This window comes from Halalkalibacter okhensis (assembly GCF_000787375.1).
Taxonomy (GTDB): Bacteria; Bacillota; Bacilli; order Bacillales; family Bacillaceae_D; genus Halalkalibacter; species Halalkalibacter okhensis.
The window spans coordinates 26,546-45,757 of sequence record NZ_JRJU01000033.1 but is presented as its reverse complement, the minus strand read 5'-3'; the positions used below and the strand labels follow the sequence as shown (position 1 = coordinate 45,757).

Here is a 19,212-nt window from a genome sequence, read left to right as displayed (position 1 = left end):
ACAGCTTTTTCATTTAATGAAAAGGCTGTTTTTTTGATGATTGTCTTTTTAAAATGGTATTCACCTATTGAATAAACAGTACATATGCTATGGTGAATCGTTGCTGTTCATCCTTTGCCAGCAGGAACGGTGCATTTGGGAGGACACTTAAAAAGGGTTGTTTTCCTTTGTATGGTGCCCTCGCATTTGGTGTCGCTTCTGTAGGAGGTAATCGCATTATATGAGTAAAGCTTTCTTTTTTAAGCGACCTGCGATGATGAGATTCGCATGAATGAAAGGAGAACAAGAGCAGATGTTAACAGATAAGCATGTTGTCGTAATTGGAGGGGATGCACGACAATTGGAAATCATCAGGAAACTATCTACCCTAGATGCCAAAATTTCGATGGTAGGGTTTGATCAGTTAAATGATGGTTTTATTGGTGCATCGAAGCACACGTTGAAAGATATTGAATGGTCGACGGCTGATGCCATTTTATTACCAGTAAGCGGCACAAGTTCAGATGGGAAAATTGAAACAGTGTTTTCAAATGAGTCTCTTGCATTAAAGGTCGAACATATACAACAAACACCAGAACATTGCGTAATCTATTCAGGGATTAGCAATGATTACCTTGACAAATGCGTAAAAGACTCGAAGCGTTCATTAGTTAAGTTGATGGAACGTGATGATGTTGCAATCTACAATTCTATTCCTACAGCAGAAGGAACAGTGATGATGGCGATTCAACATACAGATATTACGATTCATCGTGCAAAAGTGGCTGTGTTAGGTTTAGGTCGAGTAGGCATGTCTGTAGCCAGGACTTTTAGTGCGTTAGGAGCAAATGTGAAAGTTGGTGCCAACGAATCACAACAGTTAGCTCGAATTACTGAAATGGGGTTAACTCCATTTCATACAGACCGTATGAAAGAAGAACTGAGAGATATTGACCTTTGTATTAATACAATACCAGCCCTTGTCATTACAGCAAACGTTTTAGCCGAAATGCCTCTTCATACGCTTATCATCGATTTAGCCTCCAAGCCAGGTGGGACTGATTTTCGTTATGCAGAAAAGCGGGGGATGAAGGCGCTCTTAGCTCCTGGGTTACCAGGGATTGTAGCACCAAAAACAGCTGGTCAAATCTTAGCTGACGTCCTAGCGGTGTTGTTAACGAGCGAAACGAAAAAGTAAAAGGGGGATGTATCATGTCATTAAAAGGGAAGCATATTGGATTTGGTATATCTGCATCACATTGTACGTACGAAGAGGTTATGCCTCAGATTGAAAAGTTAATTAAGCATGGTGCGAAGGTAACTCCTTTTGTCTCTGGGAATGTAAAAAGCACAGATACAAAATTCGGTACTAGTGCTTATTGGTTAAAACGCATCGAAGAAATAACAGAGGAAGAAATTGTCGATACGATCGTAAAAGCAGAGCCTTTTGGGCCGAAAACACCTTTAGATTGTATGGTGCTTGCTCCTATTACAGGGAATTCAACGAGTAAGCTTGCTAATGCGATGACAGATGGCCCGGTCTTAATGGGAGCAAAAGCGACATTACGTAGCGGAAATCCAGTAGTACTTGGAATCTCAACTAATGATGCGTTAGGTCTTAATGGAGTCAACATTATGAAATTAATGGCCACAAAAAACATTTATTTTATCCCATTTGGCCAGGATGATCCAGTTAAAAAGCCAAACTCGTTAGTGGCTAGAATGGAAGCATTAGTGGATACGGTTGAGTCTGCCATAGCTGGTAAGCAATATCAGCCTGTACTAGTAGAAAAATTCAGAGATTAAGCAATTCGCGTGGTTGCACAAATGAAATATTTCCCTTAAAGTTTAATAGAGAAATGCAACAGATACAAACTAAGCTGGATGTGCTATAATCATTCCATCTTAGTGAAAAAACTCTATTAAACATTGTAAGCAGATGAGGGGAGACGAACACAAATGTCAAATTATCATGTAGCTGTAGTGGGCGCAACAGGCGCAGTCGGGCAACAAATGTTAAAAACGTTAGAGGAAAGAGATTTTCCAATTGGTAGTTTAAAACTATTGTCTTCAAAACGTTCAGCGGGGAAAATAATCTCCTTTAAGGGGAAAGAATATACAGTAGAAGAAGCAACACCTGAAGCTTTTGAAGGAGTTCAGATTGCTTTGTTTTCTGCAGGAGGCTCTGTTTCAAAAGCGCTTGCACCTGAAGCGGTAAAACGTGGAGCAATCGTCGTTGACAACACAAGTGCATTTAGAATGGATTCAAATGTGCCACTTGTTGTTCCAGAAGTAAATGAGAAAGCTTTAACAAACCATAATGGTATCATTGCTAATCCAAATTGTTCTACGATTCAAATGGTAGTAGCTCTTGAGCCAATAAGAGAAAAATATGGTCTTAAAAAAGTAGTTGTTTCAACATATCAAGCTGTTTCTGGTGCAGGACTTGAAGCGATTGAAGAGATGAAACAACAAACAAAAGATATTTTAGAAGGAAATGAATTCACACCTGAAATTCTACCAGTAGGTGGGGACAAAAAGCATTATCAGATCGCATTTAATGCAATTCCACAGATTGATCTTTTCCAAGATAACGGGTATACGTTTGAAGAGATGAAAATGATTAATGAAACAAAAAAAATCATGGAAATGGCAGGACTTGAAGTAGCAGCTACTTGTGTACGTCTCCCAGTTGAGACTGGTCATTCTGAATCAGTTTATATTGAGACAGAAAAGGGTGGGGCAACAGTAGCTGAATTAAAAGAACTTCTTGCAACAGCTCCTGGAGTTACATTGCAAGATGACCCTGCAAATCAAGTATACCCACTAGCATCGGAATGTGTAGGCAAGAATGATGTGTTCGTTGGAAGAATCCGTCAAGATCTTGACCGTGATAATGGCTACCATATGTGGATTGTTTCAGATAACCTACTGAAAGGTGCAGCATGGAATTCAGTTCAAATCGCTGAAAGTCTCGTAAAATTAGATCTTTTATCGTAGTTAAAGTAGGTGTCATATGAAAATAATAGTTCAGAAATTTGGTGGTACGTCTGTACGAGATGACAAAAGTCGATCTATGGCAGCGAACCATGTAAAAAAAGCTGTTGAAGATGGATATAAAGTCATTGTCGTAGTATCAGCAATGGGTCGTGAAGGAGAACCTTACGCAACCGACACATTACTTGGTCTTATTAACCAAAAACATTACCTAAACGAGAACAAGATCTGCTTGTTTCTTGCGGAGAAGTTATTTCTTCCGTTGTGTTCACGGGTCTATTACAAAGCATGGATATTACAGCTACTGCACTTACTGGTGCTCAGGCGGGCTTTAGAACAAATAATGAATTCTCAAATGCAAAGATTGTCGATATGAAATGTGACGGTTTGAGAAAGCAATTTGAAACAAGTGATGTGGTAGTAGTAGCGGGCTTTCAAGGTCAGACATTTGATGGTCAAACGACGACACTTGGAAGAGGTGGTAGTGATACGTCAGCTACAGCGTTAGGTGCAGCTGTTCAAGCTGAATGGGTTGATATTTTTACAGATGTTGAAGGGGTTATGACAGCTGATCCAAGAATTGTGGAAGGCGCTAGGGCTCTTGATACGATGTCATATGAAGAAATTTGTAATATGGCATATCAAGGTGCGAAAGTCATTCATCCAAGAGCGGTTGAAGTAGCTATGCAAGCGAGGATTCCTATTCGGATTCGTTCCACTTATTCCAAAGGGCAAGGAACCCTTGTTACAGCTAAGATCGCTAAACCTACAACAGAAGTGAAAGACCGAGTGATTACCGGAATTGCGAATTTAGCCAACGTTGCTCAAATTAAGGTATTCGCAAAACAAGGGGAATATGATTTACAAGAGAAAGTATTTAAAGCAATGGCGACCGCAGAAATTAGTGTTGATTTTATCAATATCAATCTTCGAGGTGTCTGTTATACAGTTATGGAGGATGTAGCTGACAAAGCAATTGAAGTGTTGCATCAAATGGGTTATGAACCTGAAGTGACAAGAAATTGTGCAAAAGTGTCAGCTGTAGGAGCCGGAATGACCGGTGTCCCAGGTGTTACTGCCAAGATTGTAAGTGCATTGTCAAAGCAAAATATTCAAATACTTCAATCAGCTGATTCTCATACAACAATTTGGGTACTAGTTAAAGAAAAAGATATGGTTAAAGCAGTAAACGCACTTCATCATATGTTTCAACTCGAACAGTCAGGGCAACTAGAAGAACACTCTTAGAAAATTGAAACAAGGAGCTGAAGGTTATGCACTTTGGCCATATTGTTACTGCTATGGTAACCCCTTTTACCCAAAAAGGTTTAATAGATGTTGAGAAAACAAAGGATTTAATTGATTATCTGATTAACCATGGTACCGATGCCTTAGTGGTAGCAGGTACAACGGGAGAGTCTCCGACACTTTCAACAGATGAAAAGATAGAGCTCTTTAAAATCTGTGTGAAGCACGTTAATAACAGAATTCCTATTATTGCAGGAACAGGAAGCAACAATACGCAAGCTTCAATTGAATTAACAAGGAAGGCCCAAGACGTAGGTGTTGATGGCATCATGCTCGTCGCACCATATTATAATAAACCGTCTCAAGAGGGAATGTATGCTCACTTTAAAAAAATAGCTGAATCAACTGACCTTCCTGTAATGCTTTATAATGTTCCCGGGAGAACAGGCGTACAAATCGAGGCAGAAACGACCATCGCTTTATCTAAGATTCCTAATATCGTTTCTGTAAAGGAAGCAAGTGGAAATTTGGAACAAATGGCTGCGATTCTTTCTGCAGTCGATGAGGATTTTTCTCTCTACACGGGTGATGATGCGAACACGCTTCCAGCTATGGCTATTGGAGCACATGGCGTCGTTTCAGTAGCCGCTCATGTAATCGGTCGTGAGATGAAAGAAATGATAAACAACTTTCAAACTGGAAAAATGGAAGAGGCAGCTAAGAGCCATCGTGTGTTACTTCCTATAATGAAAGCTATGTTTTTAGCTCCTAACCCCACATGTGTAAAATACGCTCTGTCCTTGCAAGGGATTGAGGTTGGAGACGTTAGACTTCCGTTAATTCCTTTGAATCATGATCAAATAAGAGAAGTGAATAAAGTATTAAAGAAAAAGAGCTAATCCAAAAGGGTTAGCTTTTTTTGATATTTGTTGAATATGGAAGAATATGCCTCATCTGATTATGGATTCAAGTTTTTCTAACTATATAATGAGGTGCCGTGATATTCCAAGTTAGGAAGTTCAGTCTTGTTTTTCATTTCCTAATTAAGGTATACTAAATGTAATTGATTTGTTCGGGTTAGATTAGATCGTAATTACGATTATCTGTTATTTTAGCGAGTGATATCATCTACGCCAAGGATGAGAGACGGTATAAAAGCAAAAAACATTTCGGTTTTTTAGAGCATATATAGTAGGAGGAAGTCCATTGTCAAAAGAAAATATAGAAAAAGTACGTGTTTTTGCCTTAGGTGGAGTCGGTGAAATAGGCAAAAATATGTATGTTGTTGAAGTAGATGAAGACATCTTGGTCGTTGATGCGGGATTAATGTTTCCGGATGACGATATGTTAGGTGTTGATATTGTTATTCCAGATGTGTCATACCTTGTTGAAAATGCCGAGCGAGTGCAAGGGATCTTTTTAACACATGGTCATGAAGATCATATTGGAGGTTTGTCTTACGTTTTAAAGAAAATCAATGTTCCTGTCTATGGAACGAAATTAACCCTTGGCCTAGTTGAAGAAAAGTTAAAAGAAGCAGGAATCTTCCGTCATTGCACATTAAACCTAATTGATGCAAATTCCCGTTTAACAATTGGATCTACATCAGTGTCGTTTTTCCGTACAAATCATAGTATTCCTGATTCAGTTGGTATTTGTTTTGAAACACCACAAGGTGCAGTTGTTCATACAGGAGATTTTAAATTTGATCAAACGCCTGTAGATGGCAAGCATGCTGAAATTGGTAAGATGGCAGCAATAGGTGAACGAGGTGTGCTTTGTCTTCTGTCGGACAGTACGAATGCAGAGAGACCAGGAACAACGAAGTCAGAAATTGAAGTTGGACAAGGAATCGCTGAAGTTTTTGAAAAAACGGAAGGACGTATTATTGTAACCACTTTTGCTTCAAACGTCCATCGAATTCAACAAGTTATTCAAGCATCAATTAGAGCGAATAGAAAGCTTGCTGTTGTTGGGAAAAGTATGGTGAGAGTCATTACAATTGCGACGAAGTTAGGCTATATCGATGCACCAAAAGATCTGTTTATCGAAATAGACGAAATTGGAAAATACCGAGATGAGCAGCTTGCCATTTTAACAACAGGTAGTCAAGGTGAACCAATGTCAGCGTTAACAAGAATGGCTAAAGGGGCACATAGACAGATTACAATTACTGAAGAAGATACAGTCATTATCGCAGCATCTGCTATTCCTGGGAATGAGAAGTCAGTATCGGCCATTATCGATAAATTATATCGAATTGGTGCAGAGGTCGTTTATGGACAAGCGAAGGTTCATGCTTCCGGTCATGGAAGTCAAGAAGAATTAATGCTTATGCTTAATTTAATGAAGCCAAAGTATTTTGTTCCAATCCATGGTGAATTTAGAATGCAGCATGCCCACCGAGATCTTGCTCTAAAAACAGGAATGAAGTCAGAGAATATCTTTCTAGTTGACAAGGGAGAGGTTGTTGAATTCACGAATGCTCAAGCGAGAAAGACAGGAAAAGTACCTTCTGGAAATGTCTTAATTGATGGGTTAGGTGTTGGTGATGTTGGAAATATCGTCTTGCGAGATCGTCGTCTTCTTTCTAAAGATGGGATTTTAGTTGTAGTCGTTACGCTTAATAAAAAAACAGGTGAGTTCGTTTCAGGACCTAATATCATTTCTCGTGGGTTTGTGTATGTGCGTGAATCCGAAAAGTTGCTTGAAGATGCTAACGAATTAGTAGGTGCAATTTTGAAGAAATGTGTCAATGAGAATGTGAATGAATGGTCCTCTCTTAAAAGTAATGTAAGAGAAGGGTTAAGTCGTTTCTTATTTGAAAAAACAAAAAGACGACCAATGATATTACCAATTATAATGGAAGTTTAATACTTAAATGCTTATTAAGATGAATCCTATTGATTCATCTTTTTTGCTATTTAGATAAAGTGGATAAGAATCAAGAAAAACAAAATAATTTTGGATGATAAAGCCAGAACAAGATCATACTACACCTAGTAATCATATAAGGAGGGCTTTGTTGATGACGATGGAAAACCCAAATCTTGAACAGCAGCCAGCACCTGCAACACCACAGAAGGATCAAAAAAACTCAGGAATTATTGAGAAGATCCAAGAACTTGGCCAAACGAATGTACCTGATATGGGCCAATCTAATATTCATTGTATGACCGTAGTTGGGCAAATAGAGGGACATATGCAATTACCTCCTCAGAACAAAACGACTAAATATGAACACATTATTCCTCAGCTTGTCGCAATTGAACAAAATCCTAAAATTGAAGGCTTATTATTAATTCTTAATACAGTAGGTGGAGATGTTGAAGCCGGATTAGCGATTTCTGAAATGGTGGCATCTATGTCAAAACCGTCGGTAACACTTGTATTAGGCGGTGGCCACTCGATTGGGGTGCCGATTGCAGTGGCGGCTAATTACTCATTTATTGCGGAGACAGCTACGATGACGATTCATCCTGTGCGTCTGACCGGTCTTGTCATTGGTGTTCCTCAAACATTTGAATACTTAGATAAGATGCAAGAGCGTGTTATAAGTTTTGTAACAAAGAATTCTTCAATCAGTGAAGAGAAATTTAAAGAGTTAATGCTATCAAAAGGGAATCTTACTCGTGATATTGGTACAAATGTTGTTGGGACTGATGCAGTTCAATACGGGTTAATTAATGAAGTCGGAGGAATTGGTCAAGCACTGAAAAAGTTGAATGAATTAATAGAACAAGACAAGCCTGCGACGGGAGGAGATGTTGTTCAATGATTCTCTATACAATGATGCCACAAGAGATGATCTTTCCTGAAGATACACAAAATTACACGTCACAACAAGTCATCTCATGTGACGCTGGCCATTTAGTCGTTGAACAGATCAATCACAGCCAATACCGGGTTGTTCGCCTAATAAGTGGAAATGTCATGAATTATTTGGATGATAAATATGCACCTGGGGCGATCATTCAAGCAAAACCTCAACTTTAGCTCTGTAGCGAGTGTTTGTATTATGCTATAATTAATTTCATCCAAGCATGGTCGAAGCAGCCAATTTTGGCTGCTTCTTAATATTGTTGACTATTTATAGCGGTAAAGGGTGAAATGTATGGCAAGACGTAAGAAAAAAAGAAAAACCGAGTGGAAGTCACAGCTATCATTTGAATTAATTGGGCTCGGACTATTAGTCATTGCCGTCGTTACATTTGCACGACTGGGAAGTGTCGGGGAGACGTTTGTAAGACTTTTTCGTTTTTTCCTTGGTGAATGGTTTGTCGTGTTAGCAATCGGACTATTAGTCATCTCTCTTTATATCATGATAAAGCGTCAAAAACCAAAAATATGGTCAAGAAGGTTATCGGGAATTTATGTCATCATTCTTTCATTTGTATTGTTTAGTCATGTTGGCCTTTTTCATCAATTAAGTGGCAGGGAAGGCTTTGAAGATCAATCAGTTATTCGAAATACATGGAAATTATTTTGGATGGAAATGCAAGGCGAAACACCGCCAGCTGATTTAGGTGGTGGAATGATTGGTTCCCTTGCATTTGCTGTAAGTCACTTTTTATTCGCAGAAATGGGTACATATTTTCTCTGTTTTATTCTTTTTATTATTGGCTTTATTTTAATGACTGGAAAATCAGTTTCCGAGTTATTGGGAAAAGTTTTTAGAAGTTTCTACTTGTTTGTCGCTGATACATTTAGTAGCCTCTTCAGTGAGTTAAGACAATTACGTGAAAAAGCAAAAGAACGTATTCAAGAAGAAAGGGAAGTTAAACGAGAAAGAAAACAGAAAGCACTTGAGGAGGAGAAAAAGGACCAAGAAGGTGTAAAAGAGTCGAACCGGACTGGAGTACAAGAAGAGGAAGAAATAGAGCCAGAGATTGTTGATTTTACGCAAAAGGCTTACCGTAGGCCAAATCAAGAGAAACAGAAACAGCCAACTGTGTCATCAGAAACAAAGCAGGGAGATAAAACCGCAGAAGAAGAAGTTCAAGTGTCGCTTGTGACAGCTGAGGAGACGAATGAAGCTTATAAACTGCCTGATGTAGAAATGTTAAAGCTCCCGAACAATCCAAGTCAAACAAATGAAAAAAAACAATTAACAGCCAATGCTAGAAAATTGGAGCAGACTCTTGAAAGTTTTGGAGTAAAAGCACGTGTATCCAAGGTGCATTTAGGGCCAGCTGTAACAAAATATGAAGTAAACCCTAATGTTGGCGTTAAAGTTAGTAAAATCGTTAATTTGGCAGATGACTTAGCGTTAGCGCTTGCAGCTAAAGACATTAGAATTGAGGCTCCGATTCCAGGAAAGTCAGCAATTGGAATTGAAGTGCCAAACCATGAAGTGGCTATTGTTACGTTAAGAGAAGTACTTGATTCACCAGAGTCAACTTCTGAGAAAAATGTTCTAGCTGTAGGATTGGGTAGAGATATTTCTGGAGAACCTGTTCTTGCTCATTTAAATAAGATGCCCCATCTTCTTGTGGCAGGTGCAACAGGGAGCGGGAAGAGTGTTTGTATTAATGGGATTATTACGAGTATTTTACTTAAGGCTAAACCACATGAAGTAAAGCTGATGATGATCGATCCAAAAATGGTTGAGTTAACGGTATATAATGGGATTCCGCATTTGTTAACGCCGGTTGTAACTGAACCGAAAAAAGCATCTCAAGCCTTAAAAAAAGTCGTTGCTGAAATGGAGAGGCGCTATGATTTATTCTCGCATAGTGGAACAAGAAACATTGAGGGGTATAATGATCTTGTAGACCGACAAAATGAAGAAGGGGAGGCGAAGCAGCCAACCTTGCCGTACATCGTAGTTATTGTGGACGAGCTTGCTGACTTAATGATGGTTGCTTCCGGTGATGTGGAAGATTCAATTGCGAGGTTAGCGCAAATGGCTCGTGCTGCAGGAATTCATATGATCATTGCAACTCAGCGTCCTTCCGTTGATGTCATCACGGGGGTAATTAAAGCAAATATTCCTTCACGAATTGCATTTGGTGTATCGTCTCAAACCGATTCAAGGACCATTTTAGATTCTGGTGGAGCGGAGAAGCTTCTTGGTCGAGGTGATATGCTATACATGCCGGTAGGAGCAACGAAGCCAAAAAGAATTCAAGGGGCATTTCTGTCAGATGGTGAGGTAGAGGAAATTGTTGATTTTGTCATTTCCCAACAAAAAGCACAATATCAAGAAGAAATGACGCCAACTGAAGAGCAAGTCGTAACAGAAGAAGTAGCTGATGAGTTATATGAAGCAGCAGTGGATCTTATAACTGAAATGAATACAGCATCGGTTTCCATGCTCCAAAGAAGGTTCCGTATTGGTTATACAAGGGCGGCAAGACTTATAGACGAGATGGAAGTTCGAGGGATTGTTGGTCCGTATGAAGGAAGCAAACCACGTGAAGTGTTGATAGAGAAACCTAGAGAAGACGAGGCTTCGTCATAAAATGAGAAGGGGATCCGTAGAAGGGGTTGAGAATGTGATTAAAGCAGACCACAGACCATTATATTTACAAGTGATTGATCGCTTGAAAGAAGATATAGAGAAAAATGTATACGATGAAGGCCAGAAATTACCCTCAGAATTTGAACTTTCTAAATTGTTGGGAGTAAGTCGTGCTACGCTACGTGAAGCCTTACGATTATTAGAAGAAGAAGGGGTCGTTATTCGCAGACATGGTGTGGGAACGTTTGTCCATTCAAAACCTCTGTTTTCATCAGGAATCGAAGAATTGGATAGTGTTACAGATATGATTGTAAAAGCGAAGATGAAACCAGGAACGATTTTTTTGTCTTCAGCTGTTCAAGAAGCAACAGATGATGATCGGCGAAAGTTTATTAATGACGATTTAGAAGAAGTTATGGAGATAGAACGAGTGCGAACAGCGGATGATTCCCCTGTTGTGTACTGCTTAGATAGAATTCCAAACGAACTCTTAAAAAATCATTCCATTCATGAAACGAAATCGATCTTTCGGTATTTGGAAGACTTAGGAAAGACCATTACATATGCGATTACGTATATTGAACCAATTGGTTACCATGAACATGTATCTGAAATATTGGAATGTGAACCAGGTCATTCGTTATTGCTGCTAAAGCAAATGCACTATGATCAGTCTGAACAACCTTTATTGTATTCGCTAAATTATTTTAGAGCAGATAAGTTTAAGTTTCATGTTGTCAGAAAAAGAAGTTAATTAGTTGTAAATAGGAGCTGCCTAAAATAAAAGGCAGCTCCTATTATTTAAAAGGTATTTTAGACTAGACAAAAGATTTATGAAAATGATAACCCTTTCAAAAATGTAGGTTGAGTTAGTAGACAGGCGAAGGAAAGAAGAAGATAATTATATTAACAACTTTTACATAAAGAAGAGATTTTATGGGAGGAGTGTTTTATTTTGTTAAGGCTAAGTATTTTAGACCAATCCCCCGTTGCAAATGGGATCGATGCACGAACGGCTGTTAAGCAAACAGTCGAATTAGCGGAAATGGCTGAACAGTTGGGTTACCACCGCTTTTGGGTGTCGGAACACCATGATGCTAAAAGGGTAGCAGGATCAACACCTGAAGTACTGTTAGCTCATATTGGGGGAAGAACGAAGAAGATTCGAATTGGTTCAGGTGGGGTCATGCTTCCTCATTATAGTCCATACAAAGTAGCAGAAAATTTCAAAATGCTTGAGGCGCTTTATCCTAATCGTGTTGACCTTGGAATCGGTCGAGCAGCTGGTGGTAATCCAATTGCCACAATGGCTTTACAAGGAAGCTCAGCTCGGAAAAGAGATGCTTATCCTGACCAAATAGAAGAATTAAAAGGATATTTTACAGGACTTTCAAAAGATCATCACTATTATGGAATAACGGCAACTCCAATTGTGGACACTATGCCACAGCTATGGGTGCTAGGATCTAGTGGTGGGAGTGCGCAAATTGCGGCTGAAAAAGGGACAGCCTTTACATTCGCCCACTTTATAAATGGAGATGGAGGAGAAGAAGTCGTTAGGGCGTATCGAAAGCAATTTCGACCTTCTTCCTTTTACGGGGAGCCAGAGGCAAGTGTAGCTATTCATCTCATTTGTGCAGACAAGGACGAGGAAGCAAATAGAAGGGCTGCCAGTTTGGACCTGTCACTTCTGATGCTTCAAAAAGGTCAGCGCTCACTAGAAATACCAACGATTGAAGCGGCCGAAAGCTATCCCTATAATGCGGCTGATCTAGTCCAAGTAAGAGAAAATCGTAAACGAATGATTGTTGGTGGTCCAAATAAAGTAAAAGCAGAAGTGGAATCATTAGCTAAAAGATATGGAACAAATGAGGTAATGATTATTACAATTACACATGATTATAACCACCGTGTCCGGTCATTTGAGTTGTTAGCTGAATTGTTTCAATTGGTTGAGAGTAAAGGGTAAAACGTTAAGGTAAACAAGGTTATACCTGATGGATAAATGGGCAATAGTGATGATAAAGAATGGGATACTAATATCTGTGTAGTAAGAAAAAGACTCTAAGCATAACCTAAGCGTGATTGGTAAAAAGGAGATGATCGATTTGACTCAATTAGAGGAGCGTATTCATGAAGTAAAAGGCTTGACCGTGCATTCAATGAACACGAATAAATACAAGACCAATTCACTTATTCTCATGATGAAAGCGCCGTTGACCAAGGAAACAGTAGCGATGCGGGCGTTGTTGCCACATGTTTTGCAAAATGGCACGGCAAATAGTCCGTCAAGGAAACAGTTGCGTGAACGATTAGATGATATGTACGGGGCCATGCTTTCAACGGATGTTCAAAAGAAAGGGGAAGAACATGTCATTTCTATTCGTCTAGATGTGGCGAACGAACGCTATCTATCTGACACAACCCCATTATTTGATCATGCGATTTCCTTACTAGCAGAAGTAATCCTTCAACCACAACTAGAAGATGGTAGGTTTGTATCTTCGGTTGTAGAAAGCGAAAAACGTTCACTTAAACAAAGAATACAATCGGTTTACGATGATAAAATGCGTTATGCAAACGTTCGAGTAACGGAAGAAATGTGTAAAGGCGAGCCATTTGCACTGACGGCTTTTGGAACAGAAGATGAGGTAGACGCCATTACAGCAGGCTCTATTTATACCTATTATCAAGATGTTCTTAAAAATAATCAGTTTGATCTTTATATGGTTGGGGCTATTGAAGAGGAACAAGCGATTAAGAGTGTCACTGAAAAGTTTAGTGCGTTGCTAGAGCGTGATAAAAGCACATTTGAAACAACAGCTAGTCCTGAAGTAAAAGAGATTAATGTTGTAAATGATGAACAAGATGTAAAGCAAGGAAAGTTGCATATGGGTTTTCGAACATATACAACGTATGCTGATGACGACTATGTCGCCATGCAAGTATGTAATGGCCTCTATGGTGCCTTTTCTCATTCGAAACTCTTTATTAATGTACGTGAGAAAGAAAGTTTAGCTTATTACGCAGCATCAAGGTTTGAGAGTCACAAAGGGATTATGATGGTGATGTCGGGGATTGAGTTCGCTAAATATGACCGAGCTGTTGAAATTATTAAAGAACAATTTGAAGCAATGAAGCAAGGTGAGTTTACAGAGGCTGAAGTAGAACAAACAAAAGCGATGCTAAAAAATCAACTACTTGAAACGGCTGATGTGGCTAGAGGGCTTGTAGAATTGTCTTATCACCAAGTTGTAAGTGGCAAAAAACGTTCCATTGATGAATGGATGCATCAGATTGATCAAGTAACTAAAGAAGATATTGTTCGTGTCGCACAAAATGTAAAGCTTGATACGATCTATTTCTTAAAAGGCAAGGAGGAAAATCAATGAAGCCAGTTCAATTCCAACAAGTAGACGAAACTCTTTATCACGAAAAGCTAGATAACGGATTAGACGTCTATGTCTTGCCGAAAGCAGGTTTTAACAAAACGTTCGCGACATTCACAACAAAATATGGATCTATCGACCAAAAGTTTACTCCTTTAGGGAAAGAGGAGGCCATTACAGTTCCAGATGGAATTGCCCATTTTCTTGAACATAAAATGTTTGAAGACGAAGAAGGAGATGTATTCCAGGACTTTAGTAAGCAAGGGGCATCGGCAAATGCTTTTACGAGCTTTACACGGACAGCATACCTTTTCTCGAGTACAAATAATGTCGAGAAAAACTTAGAAACTTTACTGGATTTTGTTCAACATCCTTACTTTACAGAAGAAAGTGTGGAAAAGGAAAAAGGAATCATTAATCAAGAGATTACCATGTATGATGATAATCCAGATTGGCGAGCTTATTTTGGCGTGATTGAAAATATGTTCCACCATCATCCGGTAAAAATTGATATTGCTGGTACGATCAAGTCCATTTCCAATATTACCAAAGATTTACTATACACTTGTTATGAGACCTTTTATCACCCGGCAAATATGCTATTATTTATTATTGGCCCTGTTAATCCAGAGGAAATCATGGAACAGGTGAAAGCCAATCAAGCGAAAAAAGAATTTGCACCACCAAAAGAGATCCAGCGTTTCTTTGAAGAAGAACCAGATTCTGTCGCAAAAGAGAAAAATGTGATCACGATGCCAGTACAAACTCCAAAGTGCTTAGTAGGTTTTAAGGAAACAGGTGCAACACGCCAAGGTGATGATTTATTAAAGCGTGAACTTTCCTTGAATATTTTACTTGATTTGATGTTTGGCCAAAGCTCGGATAATTATCAGTCGCTTTTTGATGAAGGATTAATTGATGATTCCTTTTCATTTGATCATTCAGCAGAGGAAGGTTTTGGATTTACCATTATTGGTGGAGATACAAAATATCCTGATAAATTGGCTAATCGAATCAAACAAATGGTTGAAACGTTCAAGCAATCTAGTTTAACAGAAGAGCAAGTCAATCGGGCGATTAAAAAGAAAATTGGATCCTTTTTAAGGTCACTTAACTCGCCTGAATATATTGCGAATCAGTTTACGCGTTATAAGTTTAACGAAATGAATTTATTTGAAGTTGTTCCGATGCTTGAGAGCATTACGCCAAATGATCTTACAGAAGTATTACAAGAACATTTCCAATTTGACCGTTTCACGGTTTGTCAGGTAAAAGCAGAGGGGTTTAATGAATAACATGAAGGCTATATTAATTACTGGGGCATCAGGAGGAATTGGCGCTCAAATAGCAAGAGAGCTAGCATCTCCTGGCTGCTCTCTTTTTTTGCACTACAATCAAAATGAAACATCCGTTCAACGTATAGCTGCTGAGTGCGAGGAACTAGGAGCAGTCGTACAACTTATTCATGCTGATTTATCAAAAGATGATGGAGATGAGTGCTTGCTTGCCAATATCCCTAAAGACATTGCATTTCATACTGTTGTTCATAATGCTGGTTTAAGTCACTTTGGTTTATTTAGTGATGTGAAAAATGAAGAAATTTCGGAAATGTTAAACATTCATTTAGTGAATCCGATCAAAATTACTAGGAGTTTATTGCCAAACATGATTCAAGCTCGTCAAGGGAAAATTATTGTTATCTCCTCTATTTGGGGAGTAACCGGTGCATCGTGTGAGGTCATATATTCTGCTGCAAAAGGGGGGATCAATAGTTTTGTCAAAGGGTTGGCAAAAGAAGTGGCTCCAAGTCACATACAAGTAAATGCAATTGCTCCTGGGGCAATTGAAACAGAGATGCTCAAAAAAGAGGGCATTGAGCATCTAGAAGAGTTAAAAGAGGATATCCCTGCTCATACATTTGGAAAACCGGCTGATGTGGCCTATGCTGTGTCTTTTTTAAGTTCAAACAAGTCAGATTACATAAATGGACAAATTATATCTATTAATGGTGCGTGGTATTGTTAATACGTTTGGAAAAAAATGAATGTCAACAAGCTTGACCTCCTTAAAAAACATTTGAAGTGATGAATATTCTAATAAGAATGAGAAAAAATACTATCGAAGTACATTTTCAAGGAGGGTCTTAATATGTCTGTACTTGACAACTGGGAACAATGGAAAGATTTTTTAGGTAGCCGTTTGAATCAAGCGGAAACTGAAGGAATGAGTCAAAATGTTGTGTCGGATGTTGCTTATCAAGTTGGTGAGTATTTGGCGCAGCAAGTTGAGCCTAAAAACGAACAAGAGCGTGTTCTAGCAGAACTTTGGAATGTAGCAGATGAGCAAGAGCAGCACGCTATTGCGAACATGATGGTAAAACTTGTTCAAAACGAAGGCTAATTAATAATAGAACACACAACTGACGCCGCATTTTGCGGCGTTTTTTCATCCATCTGATGGGCAAGTATCGAATTCTTACATAATAAAAAGCAAATGATGCAAACTGACAATAGAAACTTTACCCATAATAACAAAGTCAAGAGACAATTATTTCCGACAAAGTTCTTTCAATTATTATTAAAATCAATTATCATGATAGATGAGATCTCAAATAGCCTCACATATGACTCAATTAGTACAAAAGGGTGAAGCAAATGGGTTTAAAAGAATGGTATTTAGAATATCAAATACATAAGAACAGACCGGGACTCCTTGGAGATATATCCTCTTTGCTTGGGATGTTGGCGATTAATATTGTCACGATAAACGGAGTAGACAACATGAGACGTGGGATGCTAATTCGAAGCTCTTCTGATGATCAAGTCGCTAGGTTTAAAGCTATTTTAGAAACAATCGAAGACATCTCAGTTATTAAAGTTAGAGAGCCTAGGCTGCGTGATCGACTTGCGATTCGTCATGGGCGTTATATTGAGCGTGATGCAGATGACAAAAAAACATTTCGATTTATTCGGAATGAGCTTGGACTTCTAGTTGATTTTATGGCTGAACAATTTAAGCGTGAAGGGCACTTCTTAGTTGGAATTCGCGGAATGCCACGTGTTGGAAAAACGGAATCCATTGTTGCTGCTAGTGTGTGTGCAAATAAAAGATGGGCTTTTATTTCATCTACTCTGTTAAGACAAACAGTCCGTAGTCAATTGGCTGATGATGAAATGAGTGAAGATCATATTTTTATTATTGATGGCATTGTGACAACCATGCGTTCAACTGAGAAGCATCGTACACTTGTTAGTGATATTATGAGGTTGCCTGCTGTGAAAGTGGTGGAGCATCCGGATATTTTTGTTCGTGAAACGGAATATGAATTGGAAGACTTTGATTGTATAATTGAACTTAGGAATGATGAGGGAGAAGAGATTACATACGAGGTAGTAGAATCAGGCTTTTCCTCTTTTGATATAAGTTAGAGGTAGGTAGGTGTTAGGATTGTCAGAATTAGGTCAGCATTTAAAGGAAGTGCGTGAAGAGAAGCAAATTTCATTAGATGACCTTCAACGTACCACGAAAATTCAAAAACGGTATTTGATTGCTATTGAAGAAGGTCGCTTTGATACATTACCTGGGATCTTTTATGCTAGAGCATTTGTTAAAACATATGCCGAAGCAATTGGACTCGACCCTGATCCATTGTTTGACCAGTATCGTCATGAGCTTCCTAATCCGCAACGTGAAGCTGTTACGCTTCCGTCACGGACTGAACGGAGTAAACCATCGTCCGTTCCAAAGAAACGAGCTAAAAAGGGGTCATTCCTATCCGCTTTGATTGCCATAGTTTTCATTGCCATTATAATAGTGGGAATTTGGTTAATGGCTCAAGGTGGCGGTACTGATGAGGATGGAGCGATTGCCCCTGATGATAGTGAGAATCTTGAAGCCGATTTTTCAGATGAAGTAGGTACTGCTCCTGAAGAAGAAGAAGATGAAGAAGTAGAAGAACAAGAAGTAGAAGAAACTCCAGTGGATGATGAAACGGAAGAAGAGGTAGAGTCTGAATCAGAAATGACGATTAGCTTTATTGAAAGCTCTGGCAATACTTCATTTTTTGAATTGGAAACTGGTCAACTGTCTGATGTTCGCATTGAAGTCACTGGTGAGAGGTCCTATATTGATGTGAAAAATGCTTTAGGAAAGACATTTTATACAGGTACACCAACAGAAGGAGACGTAATAACCCCTGAAGTTGAAGGGGAGGAACGAGTTATCTTTAATTTCGGTGCTTCTCAGTTTGTTGAACTGTATATTGATGATCAACTCTTGGAATTTCCTTTAGATATAACTCATCAAAAAATTGATATCACGGTCATATCTGAAGAGTCAGAGTAACACTTCGTTAATACAGAAAAAGGAGTTCGATTCATGTTGAATTGAGCTCCTTTCATTTCCGAACCAGACCTGTTAATTTGAAAAAGGTCTTTTTTTTATTTAGGAATAAGTTGGTTGCGTTTATTAATTTATAGGAACTATGGTACAATGGGTAATGGACTTTACTACATAAGTAATCACCGTTAGATGAAAGAAGGGAATTTTGTGAATTTACCAAATAAAATAACGATCTCTCGGATATTTCTAATCCCACTATTTATGATTTTTTTCTTAGTTCCTTTTTCAATTGGTGACATGTATCTTCTTGGCACGACCATCCCTGTTGCTCATTTTATTGGAGCGATTATTTTTATTATTGCTGCCGCAACGGATTGGTTGGACGGGTATTATGCTAGAAAATACCAACTTGTTACGAATTTAGGGAAATTTCTCGATCCACTTGCTGATAAGCTGTTAATTACTGCTGCTTTAATTGCCTTAGTTGAACTGCAGCTCTTACCGGCTTGGATCGCAATTGTCATTATCAGCCGCGAATTTGCTGTGACTGGTATTCGTTTAGTTGCGGCTGCTGATGGGGATGTTATTGCCGCAAGCCAACTTGGGAAGTTGAAAACTGTATCACAAATTGTTGCGATCTCTGCCCTCATGTTACATAACTGGCCGTTCCAAGCTATTTCACTGCCGTTTGATATGATCGCAATCTATGTAGCAACTTTTTTAACGATTGTTTCAGGAATTGAATATTTTCAAAAAAATCAACACATTCTTTTAAAGTCAAAATAGTAGGCAGGT

Annotated in this window: 17 protein-coding genes and 1 pseudogene; all 18 read left to right on the top strand. The window is 38.8% G+C overall.

Features of this window, described 5'->3' with window-relative positions:
• The first annotated feature begins 292 nt into the window (after nucleotides 1–292).
• Nucleotides 293–1,177, top strand: coding sequence for a dipicolinic acid synthetase subunit A (gene dpaA, locus LQ50_RS18780; protein ID WP_034632212.1), 885 nt, complete (start codon nucleotides 293–295; stop codon nucleotides 1,175–1,177).
• A 14-nt stretch (nucleotides 1,178–1,191) separates the two neighbouring features.
• Complete coding sequence (locus tag LQ50_RS18775; RefSeq protein WP_034632195.1) at nucleotides 1,192–1,785, top strand: dipicolinate synthase subunit B; 594 nt, start codon at nucleotides 1,192–1,194, stop codon at nucleotides 1,783–1,785.
• A 153-nt stretch (nucleotides 1,786–1,938) separates the two neighbouring features.
• Nucleotides 1,939–2,979 carry an aspartate-semialdehyde dehydrogenase gene (asd, locus tag LQ50_RS18770; protein ID WP_034632193.1) on the top strand — a complete coding sequence of 347 codons (1,041 nt, stop codon included), beginning with the start codon at nucleotides 1,939–1,941 and terminating at the stop codon, nucleotides 2,977–2,979.
• A 16-nt stretch (nucleotides 2,980–2,995) separates the two neighbouring features.
• A pseudogene (gene dapG / locus LQ50_RS18765) lies at nucleotides 2,996–4,224 on the top strand (aspartate kinase).
• Nucleotides 4,225–4,250: 26 nt separating this feature from the next.
• Nucleotides 4,251–5,123, top strand: a complete 873-nt coding sequence (gene dapA, locus LQ50_RS18760) for a 4-hydroxy-tetrahydrodipicolinate synthase (protein WP_034632190.1) — start codon at nucleotides 4,251–4,253, stop codon at nucleotides 5,121–5,123.
• Nucleotides 5,124–5,430: 307 nt separating this feature from the next.
• Nucleotides 5,431–7,098: a ribonuclease J gene (locus LQ50_RS18755; RefSeq protein ID WP_034632188.1), complete on the top strand. Its 1,668-nt coding sequence runs from the start codon at nucleotides 5,431–5,433 to the stop codon at nucleotides 7,096–7,098.
• Between the two features lie 154 nt (nucleotides 7,099–7,252).
• Nucleotides 7,253–8,002 (top strand): ClpP family protease, encoded by a 750-nt coding sequence (locus tag LQ50_RS18750; protein ID WP_052144858.1) that lies wholly within the window; start codon nucleotides 7,253–7,255, stop codon nucleotides 8,000–8,002.
• A complete protein-coding gene (locus LQ50_RS18745; protein WP_034632187.1) occupies nucleotides 7,999–8,220 on the top strand; it encodes a YlzJ-like family protein in 222 nt (73 codons plus the stop codon). The genes LQ50_RS18750 and LQ50_RS18745 overlap by 4 nt, the downstream gene beginning before the upstream one ends.
• A gap of 118 nt (nucleotides 8,221–8,338) precedes the next feature.
• The gene (locus tag LQ50_RS18740; protein ID WP_034632184.1) at nucleotides 8,339–10,687 is read left to right on the top strand and encodes an FtsK/SpoIIIE family DNA translocase; all 2,349 of its coding nucleotides are present in this window, start codon (nucleotides 8,339–8,341) and stop codon (nucleotides 10,685–10,687) included.
• Between the two features lie 34 nt (nucleotides 10,688–10,721).
• The gene (locus LQ50_RS18735; RefSeq protein ID WP_034632208.1) at nucleotides 10,722–11,441 is read left to right on the top strand and encodes a GntR family transcriptional regulator; all 720 of its coding nucleotides are present in this window, start codon (nucleotides 10,722–10,724) and stop codon (nucleotides 11,439–11,441) included.
• A 201-nt stretch (nucleotides 11,442–11,642) separates the two neighbouring features.
• Nucleotides 11,643–12,656, top strand: coding sequence for an LLM class flavin-dependent oxidoreductase (locus LQ50_RS18730; RefSeq protein WP_034632182.1), 1,014 nt, complete (start codon nucleotides 11,643–11,645; stop codon nucleotides 12,654–12,656).
• A 139-nt stretch (nucleotides 12,657–12,795) separates the two neighbouring features.
• Nucleotides 12,796–14,079 (top strand): EF-P 5-aminopentanol modification-associated protein YfmF, encoded by a 1,284-nt coding sequence (gene yfmF, locus LQ50_RS18725; protein WP_373279222.1) that lies wholly within the window; start codon nucleotides 12,796–12,798, stop codon nucleotides 14,077–14,079.
• On the top strand, nucleotides 14,076–15,371 hold the full coding sequence (yfmH, locus tag LQ50_RS18720) for an EF-P 5-aminopentanol modification-associated protein YfmH (protein WP_034632178.1): 1,296 nt from the start codon (nucleotides 14,076–14,078) through the stop codon (nucleotides 15,369–15,371). The genes yfmF and yfmH overlap by 4 nt, the downstream gene beginning before the upstream one ends.
• 1 nt (nucleotide 15,372) lies before the next feature.
• A complete protein-coding gene (gene ymfI / locus LQ50_RS18715) occupies nucleotides 15,373–16,101 on the top strand; it encodes an elongation factor P 5-aminopentanone reductase (RefSeq protein WP_034632205.1) in 729 nt (242 codons plus the stop codon).
• A 123-nt stretch (nucleotides 16,102–16,224) separates the two neighbouring features.
• Complete coding sequence (locus tag LQ50_RS18710; protein WP_034632176.1) at nucleotides 16,225–16,476, top strand: DUF3243 domain-containing protein; 252 nt, start codon at nucleotides 16,225–16,227, stop codon at nucleotides 16,474–16,476.
• 254 nt (nucleotides 16,477–16,730) lie between these two features.
• Complete coding sequence (locus LQ50_RS18705; RefSeq protein ID WP_034632173.1) at nucleotides 16,731–17,504, top strand: DUF3388 domain-containing protein; 774 nt, start codon at nucleotides 16,731–16,733, stop codon at nucleotides 17,502–17,504.
• Nucleotides 17,505–17,514: 10 nt separating this feature from the next.
• Nucleotides 17,515–18,420 carry a helix-turn-helix domain-containing protein gene (locus LQ50_RS18700; RefSeq protein ID WP_237563755.1) on the top strand — a complete coding sequence of 302 codons (906 nt, stop codon included), beginning with the start codon at nucleotides 17,515–17,517 and terminating at the stop codon, nucleotides 18,418–18,420.
• Between the two features lie 204 nt (nucleotides 18,421–18,624).
• Complete coding sequence (gene pgsA / locus LQ50_RS18695; protein ID WP_034632171.1) at nucleotides 18,625–19,203, top strand: CDP-diacylglycerol--glycerol-3-phosphate 3-phosphatidyltransferase; 579 nt, start codon at nucleotides 18,625–18,627, stop codon at nucleotides 19,201–19,203.
• The last annotated feature ends 9 nt before the right edge of the window (nucleotides 19,204–19,212 follow it).

Excerpts from the sequence above, each read along its gene's own strand:
- ymfI (WP_034632205.1), top strand. The coding sequence starts at position 15,373 with ATGAAGGCTATATTAATTACTGGGGCATCAGGAGGAATTGGCGCTCAA.
- LQ50_RS18705 (WP_034632173.1), top strand. The coding sequence starts at position 16,731 with ATGGGTTTAAAAGAATGGTATTTAGAATATCAAATACATAAGAACAGA.
- yfmH (WP_034632178.1), top strand. The coding sequence starts at position 14,076 with ATGAAGCCAGTTCAATTCCAACAAGTAGACGAAACTCTTTATCACGAA.
- dapA (WP_034632190.1), top strand. The coding sequence starts at position 4,251 with ATGCACTTTGGCCATATTGTTACTGCTATGGTAACCCCTTTTACCCAA.
- LQ50_RS18745 (WP_034632187.1), top strand. The coding sequence starts at position 7,999 with ATGATTCTCTATACAATGATGCCACAAGAGATGATCTTTCCTGAAGAT.
- LQ50_RS18710 (WP_034632176.1), top strand. The coding sequence starts at position 16,225 with ATGTCTGTACTTGACAACTGGGAACAATGGAAAGATTTTTTAGGTAGC.
- LQ50_RS18750 (WP_052144858.1), top strand. The coding sequence starts at position 7,253 with ATGACGATGGAAAACCCAAATCTTGAACAGCAGCCAGCACCTGCAACA.
- LQ50_RS18740 (WP_034632184.1), top strand. The coding sequence starts at position 8,339 with ATGGCAAGACGTAAGAAAAAAAGAAAAACCGAGTGGAAGTCACAGCTA.
- asd (WP_034632193.1), top strand. The coding sequence starts at position 1,939 with ATGTCAAATTATCATGTAGCTGTAGTGGGCGCAACAGGCGCAGTCGGG.
- LQ50_RS18775 (WP_034632195.1), top strand. The coding sequence starts at position 1,192 with ATGTCATTAAAAGGGAAGCATATTGGATTTGGTATATCTGCATCACAT.
- dpaA (WP_034632212.1), top strand. The coding sequence starts at position 293 with ATGTTAACAGATAAGCATGTTGTCGTAATTGGAGGGGATGCACGACAA.